This window comes from Neisseria sp. GT4A_CT1 (assembly GCF_000227275.1).
Classification (GTDB): Bacteria; Pseudomonadota; Gammaproteobacteria; order Burkholderiales; family Neisseriaceae; genus Neisseria.
Map to the genome: position 1 here is coordinate 164,959 of NZ_JH164964.1, position 4,428 is coordinate 169,386.

5 protein-coding genes are annotated in these 4,428 nt (G+C 49.4%); all 5 read left to right on the top strand.

Annotation, left to right across the window (positions count from 1 at the left end; translation table 11 throughout):
• The first annotated feature begins 178 nt into the window (after positions 1–178).
• Positions 179–1,657 carry a UDP-N-acetylmuramoyl-L-alanyl-D-glutamate--2,6-diaminopimelate ligase gene (locus HMPREF1028_RS00750; RefSeq protein ID WP_009310913.1) on the top strand — a complete coding sequence of 493 codons (1,479 nt, stop codon included), beginning with the start codon at positions 179–181 and terminating at the stop codon, positions 1,655–1,657.
• A gap of 83 nt (positions 1,658–1,740) precedes the next feature.
• Complete coding sequence (locus tag HMPREF1028_RS00755) at positions 1,741–2,316, top strand: hypothetical protein (RefSeq protein WP_009310915.1); 576 nt, start codon at positions 1,741–1,743, stop codon at positions 2,314–2,316.
• Between the two features lie 282 nt (positions 2,317–2,598).
• Positions 2,599–3,120: a M23 family metallopeptidase gene (locus tag HMPREF1028_RS00760; RefSeq protein ID WP_009310917.1), complete on the top strand. Its 522-nt coding sequence runs from the start codon at positions 2,599–2,601 to the stop codon at positions 3,118–3,120.
• 24 nt (positions 3,121–3,144) lie between these two features.
• Positions 3,145–4,029, top strand: coding sequence for a hypothetical protein (locus HMPREF1028_RS00765; RefSeq protein WP_009310919.1), 885 nt, complete (start codon positions 3,145–3,147; stop codon positions 4,027–4,029).
• Between the two features lie 41 nt (positions 4,030–4,070).
• Positions 4,071–4,428: Mur ligase domain-containing protein (locus HMPREF1028_RS00770; protein ID WP_009310920.1), on the top strand; the 358-nt coding region annotated here is incomplete at its 3' end.

The window sequence follows — 4,428 nt, forward strand, 5'->3', positions numbered from 1 at the left end:
GGTAACCATCGACGAACCGACTGCAAACGGTTACTACGGCGGCGTAGTGGCGGGTCCGGTCTTCAAACAAGTCATGGGCGGCAGCCTGAATATCTTGGGCGTTTCCCCCACCAAGCCTCTGACTAATGTTGCAGCCGTCAAAACACCGTCTTAATCCGAGTATCAACGAGATTATTTTATGTTCAGCAAGTTAACCCCTTTAGCTGAAACCAACATTCCGCCTCTGCTGTGTGCAAACGCAGCAGGGCGTTTGTTGCATTCAGACAGCCGTCAAATTAAACAAGGTGATATTTTCGTTGCCTGTCAGGGCGAATATTCAGACGGCCGCAGTTATATCCCCGCTGCCATTGCCAACGGCGCGGCTTTTGTTTTTTGGGACGACGACGGCAAATTTGCGTGGAATCCCGAATGGAAAGTCCCCAATCAAGGCATCAAAGATTTGAAACACCGTGCCGGCATGTTGGCGGCACAAGTTTACGGCAACGTTTCAGACGACCTCAAAGTCTGGGGCGTAACCGGCACCAACGGCAAAACCTCCATCACACAATGGCTGGCGCAAGCCGCCGATTTGTTGGGCGAAAAAACCGCCATTATCGGCACGGTCGGCAACGGCTTTTGGGGTGCATTGGAAGAAACCACGCATACCACCCCAGCCCCCGTCGATGTCCAAACCCTGCTCTACCGCTTCCGTCAACAGGGCGCGACAGCCGCCGCGATGGAAGTCTCCAGCCACGGTCTTGACCAATCGCGCGTCAACGGCGTGCCATTCCGCAGCGCAATCTTCACCAACCTCACCCGAGACCACCTCGACTACCACGGCACGATGGAAGCCTATGGCGCCATCAAGTCGCGCCTGTTTTACTGGCACGGCTTGAAACACGCCGTCATTAACGTAGATGATGAATACGGTGCAGAACTCGCAGGTCGTCTGAAAAGAGACTGTCCTGATTTGGCCGTTTACGGCTACGGCTTCAGCGAACACGCCGACATCCGCATTGTTCATTTCACCGCCTCTTCAGACGGTATGGAAGCCGTATTCCAAACGCCGTGGGGCGAAGGCCGCTGCCGCACACGCCTGCTCGGACGGTTCAACGCGCAAAACCTCGCCGCCTGCATCGCCTTGCTTTGTGCCAACGGTTATCCGCTTGATAAAGTATTGGATGTGTTGGCAAAAATCCGTCCCGCCTCAGGCCGCATGGACTGCATCATGAACAACGGCAAGCCCTTAGTCGTTGTCGATTATGCACACACGCCCGATGCATTGGAAAAAGCACTAGCTACCTTGCAGGAAATCAAACCACAGGGTGCGGCTTTGTGGTGCGTATTCGGTTGCGGCGGCAACCGCGACCGAGGCAAACGCCCGCTGATGGGCGCAGCAGCCGTACAGGGTGCGGATAAAGTTGTCGTAACCAGTGATAACCCGCGCTTGGAAAATCCGCAAGACATCATCAACGACATCCTGCCTGCCGTGCCCGCGCCCGAATGCGTCGAAGCCGATCGCGCCGCAGCTATCCGTTACGCAGTCGAACGTGCTGCTTCAAGCGACATCATCCTGATTGCCGGCAAAGGACATGAAAACTATCAGGATGTACAAGGCGTGAAGCACCATTTTTCTGATTTTGAAGTTGCAGAGAAAGCGTTGGCAGAACTCAGGTAAAAATATTTTCCAGATAATTCCTTAAGGCCATTGGCAAATAGGAAATTACACATTACTCCATCTCACTTTTAATAGGCAAAAATATGCAACGTTATACTCCTTTATTCAATGCCTTGCTTGCGGCCGTCCCTTATTTAACCCGTGAAGATTTACCCAAAGCTCCTCCGGCTGAAAATGAGGATTTGGTATGTCATTGGTTATTTAGGCATTTAGGTTGGTATCACGAATCAGGTGAATGGCATTATGCTGATCATCAATTTATGGAGTATATGGAGTGGAAAGAACAGCATTTAAAATTAGGGAAGTTTTATCCTATACAAAAGCTAGGCATTGAAATAGATGCGACAGGAATTGATGACGAAGTATGCAAACGTACATTAGTAGAATTTTGCGCTCACGAAGGTATTCCCGTGCCAGATGATCAAGGTGAATTGGAAGATCTTTTTGAGAGTGAAGAGATGGAAATGTTTGCAATGTTCAATGATAGTAACTATGTCTTAGAGGCTTACGATGCATTACTTAAGCCCCATGGGCTTCGGCTAATAGACATTGGTTATACCGAAAATGCCTTCCTACTGATGGTAAAAGATGATGATGAGGCAGTGGGAAATGTGGAGCAGGCACTGATCGATTTGGGATATGTCGATATTGAAGAGTAATTTTTGAGTGTATACAGACAGAGTGGAGTCACCGTAGGGTAGAGAGGTTTTGCTGTACTGCGTATTCGACTTATCGATTCCACTATAAATTTGACAACAATGTAATCAATTTTCAGACGGCCCGGCAGCCTTAAGGTCGTCTGAAAACGTTTATCCCCCACAAAATAAAAGCAACACAACCCACGCATTACGGCACGTCAGCCATTAAACCCATCACAGTTGTTTCGGACGACCCTGATTTCAAATTTCAAAGGTCGTCTGAAAAACGAGGAGACCGATTTGATGCTGAAAATGCCGACAAAAACCCTTTTAATCAGTGCAGCCATGATTTTATTTGCAGGCTGTACCACCAAACAACTGCCGCGTCCGAACGCCGAAATTGCCGAACTGAGGGCGAAAGAACCGCCGGCGGCGCAAAGCCTGCCCAATCCTGTTAAAGGCAAGCGTTTTGACGACACTTGGGGCGCGGCGCGCAGTCAGGGGCGCAGACATGAAGGCGTGGATATTTTCGCTAAGAAAAACACGCCGATACGCAGTACGACGCCCGGTATTGTAACCAAAATCGGGCGCAACCGATTGGGTGGCAAAGTCATCGGCATCCAAGGACCGGGCGCATGGCACTACTATGCCCACCTCAACAAATTCGCCAGCGTCCGCCTGTATGAACGCGTGAAAGAAGGACAGGTCATCGGCTATGTCGGTAAAACCGGCAACGCCAAAACCACGCCGGCCCATTTGCATTACGGCGTGTATCTGCCAAGCGGTGCGATTAATCCGTATCCATTGATTAATCAGGACAAATAGGTCGTCTGAAAAAAGAGTGAAGAGATGAACGCAAAAAAATTGGTCAAGGCAACGAACATCATCGGTATGGTAGCAGTGACACTGCTGGTGTACTGGGTGTTCGCGTTGATATTGATCCAAGTCTTCGGACTCAAGGTGTTCCGTGAACACATTACAGAAATTTTCCTGATGAGTATTTTGGGGATTTTGGCTGTGATGGGCGGTACGTTGATGCTGAACATCATGTTGAATCTGACCCGTATTGCCGAGCGCGGGCAGGAAGAAGAAGTCCGTGGCGGCAGGAAAACCGTATATCTGCTGTTGGCGGTATTTCCTATTTTGGCTGCGTTGCTGTTCGGCGGCAATTACCTGACTATTCGGCAAAAACGCGACATCTTAACCCAATCGTCGGAGCGCATCGTCAAAGACAATCCTGCTCAACTAGATGCATTGGCCGATTACCGTTTCGATTTGGCGTATATTAAAAAATCGTCAGAAATCCTTGATTTGATGGCTAAAGATGATTTGTCGTTCAAATCTGCCATGATTATCGTGCAGGATAAGATCGACAACAAACCGGTTTATCTGGCTTTTTCAGCCGATTCCCGCCTTAACGTGGGTGGCGAAGCTGTACCTGCCGCCAGTCAAAATGAAGCTGTACCTGCTGCCAATCAAAATGTAGAAGGTAATGATAATTTTGTCATGGATCGAAATGGTGAGAAAGTGATGGTCAAGAAAATGGACTATGTCTATTCTCCGAATTTGAAGGAGCGCGAATACCTGCAAAAAGTATTTGCCGGACAAACTCAGGAAATGCGCTATGAAGCGGAAGACGGTCATTACAGCCTCTGCCATCCTTACCGTAAAAACGGTAAAACCATTGTATTGTGTTTCTCCGATTATCAAGAGTATGGAAAAATCGGTAGCTGAGTGTCAAAAAACTGTCTGAAAAAAAACAAACGAAAGAAACCATGAAACCACTAGACCTAAATTTCATCTGCCAAACCCTCAACCTTCCGATGCCGTCTGAAAACAAACCCGTTTCGCGCATCGTAACCGACAGCCGCGACATTCGCGCGGGCGATGTGTTTTTTGCTTTGGCGGGCGAGCGGTTTGACGCGCATGATTTTGTTAAAGACGTATTGGCTGCGGGTGCGGCGGCGGTTGTGGTTTCGCGCGAAGATTGCGCTGCTTTGGATGGCGCGTTGAAAGTCGATGACACGCTTGCCGCGTTGCAAACGCTGGCGAAGGCGTGGCGCGATAATGTGAACCCGTTTGTGTTCGGCATTACCGGTTCGGGCGGCAAGACGACGGTGAAGGAAATGTTGG

What these genes read in the sequence shown, in the direction of transcription:
- HMPREF1028_RS00750 (WP_009310913.1), top strand. Translation starts at nt 179, where the DNA reads ATGTTCAGCAAGTTAACCCCTTTAGCTGAAACCAACATTCCGCCTCTG.
- HMPREF1028_RS00755 (WP_009310915.1), top strand. Translation starts at nt 1,741, where the DNA reads ATGCAACGTTATACTCCTTTATTCAATGCCTTGCTTGCGGCCGTCCCT.
- HMPREF1028_RS00760 (WP_009310917.1), top strand. Translation starts at nt 2,599, where the DNA reads ATGCTGAAAATGCCGACAAAAACCCTTTTAATCAGTGCAGCCATGATT.
- HMPREF1028_RS00765 (WP_009310919.1), top strand. Translation starts at nt 3,145, where the DNA reads ATGAACGCAAAAAAATTGGTCAAGGCAACGAACATCATCGGTATGGTA.